Here is a 1690-nt window from a genome sequence, read left to right as displayed (position 1 = left end):
GCCGAACGGGCCGGAGCTGGGGTTCGGGAGGGTGGATTCGAACCACCATTCTTGGATCCAAAGTCCAATGTCCTGCCTTTAGACGACTCCCGAGTCGGCGCTCTGCTACACCGGACCACTCCGTCAATCCCTGGCTGACGGAGGCAGAGTAGCGGGCGACGCCGGTAGCGCAACAGGCTCATGGCTCGCGTGGGACCGCCCGGGTCGTCGATTCCCACCACACGAAATGCTCGATGTTGCCCCGCGGACCCGCCAGCGACGAATCCAGGGCGCCTCGCAGCTCGAGGCCCAAGCGCCGGGCCCGCGCCTTGACCGCGCCGATGGCCTGCGCACGCGCCCGCGCGTCGCGTACCACGCCACCCTTGTGCAGTGCCTCACGGCCCACCTCGAACTGGGGTTTCACCAGTGCGATGATGTCACCGCCACCGCGCAATAGCGCTAGCGCCGCAGGCAGCAAGCGGTCAAGGCCTATGAACGCCGCATCGATCACGACCAGATCGACGGACTCGGGCAACGAGCCCGGGCCGAGGTGACGCGCGTTCGTGCGCTCCATCACCACGACGCGGTCGTCGGATCGGAGGCGTTCGTGGAGCTGGCCGTAGCCGACGTCGACCGCGTACACCCGCGCCGCGCCACGCTGCAACAAACAGTCGGTGAAACCACCGGTGGATGCGCCGAAATCGGCGGCGACCTTCCCCGCGGGATGGTAACCGAAGCCGTCGAGGGCCCCGGCGAGCTTCAAGCCTCCGCGGGACACGAAGGGATGATCGGCTCCTCGGACCGCAAGCTCGACGCTCTCGGGCAGCTGCATGCCGGCCTTGTCGATGCGCTGCTCGCCAGCAAACACGCGGCCTGCGAGAATCAGCGCCTGAGCGCGGGCCCGACTCCCTGCGAGTCCCTGCTCGACCAGGCGCAGGTCGGCGCGTCGGCTCTTCAGATCAGCACCGCGACGAGCAGATCAGCATTGCGACGACTCGCTGCGGCGCTCAAAAGGGTACGTCGTCGTCACCGAAGGGCTCGGACTCCGAGCCCCGGTCGGTTTCAGGGGGGGAGCTCGGCCGCTCCGCGAACCCCTCGGAGCTGCCCCGACTGCCTGCGAAAACAACGTTCTGCGCGACGATCTCGGTGCTGCTGCGCTTGTTGCCGTCCTTGTCTTCCCATCCACGCGTCTGGATGCGGCCCTCGACACAAACGGTCCGGCCCTTGGATAGGATCTTGTTGAGCGCTTCGGCTCGTTTGCCCCACACGACCACGGTGTGCCATTCGGTGCGCTGCTGGCGCTCGTTGCTGCGGTTCAGGAAGCTCTCGCTGGTGGCGAGCCGCAGCCGCAGCAGAGCCTGGCCGCTCTGGGTGTAACGGAGCTCCGGGTCTGCTCCCAGATTGCCCACCAGGATCGCTTTGTTCAGGCCTTCGGTCATAGCACTCGCCCTCGTTTTTGAGTCGCCCGACCATACGCCCAGGCGGCGCCCGGATCAATGCAGCGGCGAACAAGAGCCTACAAGGGAGCTCCCAACACCGCGAGCGGGCGCCAGAGCCGGCGACAACCCATCATGATTCCCTGGCAAGCGGTAGGGACCGACGAAGGACATGCAGCGCATATTCGAGGAGGTCCCAACGCCGCCAGCGGGCGCCAGGGCTGGGGCCAAACGATCAGGATTCCTGTGGCGAGGTACTAGCTTGGCTTCGGCGT

At 66.7% G+C, this 1690-nt stretch carries 2 protein-coding genes and 1 tRNA gene; all 3 read right to left on the bottom strand.

The annotated features are described in order from the left end of the window. Positions 1 to 22: 22 nt before the first annotated feature. Positions 23 to 93: transfer RNA gene (locus MJD61_10740), tRNA-Gln, on the bottom strand. An 85-nt stretch (positions 94 to 178) separates the two neighbouring features. Then, complete coding sequence (locus MJD61_10735; GenBank protein ID MCG8555745.1) at positions 179 to 937, bottom strand: TlyA family RNA methyltransferase; 759 nt, start codon at positions 935 to 937, stop codon at positions 179 to 181. Between the two features lie 49 nt (positions 938 to 986). Beyond that, positions 987 to 1418: a single-stranded DNA-binding protein gene (ssb, locus tag MJD61_10730; protein MCG8555744.1), complete on the bottom strand. Its 432-nt coding sequence runs from the start codon at positions 1416 to 1418 to the stop codon at positions 987 to 989. Between the last annotated feature and the right edge of the window lie 272 nt (positions 1419 to 1690).

The organism is Pseudomonadota bacterium, from assembly GCA_022361155.1.
In the GTDB taxonomy this organism is placed as follows: Bacteria; Myxococcota_A; Polyangia; order Polyangiales; family JAKSBK01; genus JAKSBK01.
This window is presented reverse-complemented; position numbering and strand designations above follow the sequence as displayed.

What these genes read in the sequence shown, in the direction of transcription:
- ssb (MCG8555744.1), bottom strand. Translation starts at nt 1,418, where the DNA reads ATGACCGAAGGCCTGAACAAAGCGATCCTGGTGGGCAATCTGGGAGCA.